Consider the following 606-nt stretch of genomic DNA (forward strand, 5'->3'; position numbering starts at 1 on the left):
CTCGCTGGGGAACATGAACTGGTCGCTGGACCTGGGGGCGCCGATGGCCAGCCTGCCGGTGGCGATCTACCAGTATGCGGGTTCGGCGTATGACGACTGGACGCAGCTGGCGTGGACGGGGGCGCTGCTGATTACCACGGGGGTGCTGCTGCTGAACGTGCTGGTGCGGGTCTGGAGCCACCGGACGGGCGCCGGGGAATAGGAATGCGGGAGATGATGGATACGGCGATGCATGAGGCGCCGGCGGCCGAGGCCGTGGCGCCGGCGCTGGCGGTGCGGGGGCTGGATTTCTGGTATGGGGCGCACCGCGCGCTGAAGGACATCACGGTGGATTTCCCGGCAAGGCGGGTGACCGGGATGATCGGGCCGTCGGGCTGCGGGAAGTCGACGCTGCTGCGGGTGCTGAACCGGATGTACGACCTGTATCCCGGCCAGCGGGCGACGGGCGAGGTGGTGTTCGACGGCCGGAACATCCTGTCGTCGGAGGTGGACCTGAACGTGCTGCGGGCGCGGGTGGGGATGGTGTTCCAGAAGCCGACGCCGTTCCCGATGTCGATCTACGAGAACATCGCCTTCGGGGTGCGGCTGCACGAACGGCTGGCGCGG

General features: G+C 68.6%; 1 protein-coding gene and 1 pseudogene. Both read left to right on the forward strand.

Features of this window, described 5'->3' with window-relative positions; genetic code table 11:
* Window positions 1-202 (forward strand): annotated as a pseudogene (locus tag HLH21_RS16835) (phosphate ABC transporter permease PstA); the annotation flags it as partial.
* Between the two features lie 11 nt (window positions 203-213).
* A partial coding sequence (locus HLH21_RS16840) for a phosphate ABC transporter ATP-binding protein (RefSeq protein ID WP_182944898.1) occupies window positions 214-606 on the forward strand: 393 nt, incomplete at its 3' end.

It is taken from the genome of Gluconacetobacter johannae, assembly GCF_014174305.1.
In the GTDB taxonomy this organism is placed as follows: domain Bacteria; phylum Pseudomonadota; class Alphaproteobacteria; order Acetobacterales; family Acetobacteraceae; genus Gluconacetobacter; species Gluconacetobacter johannae.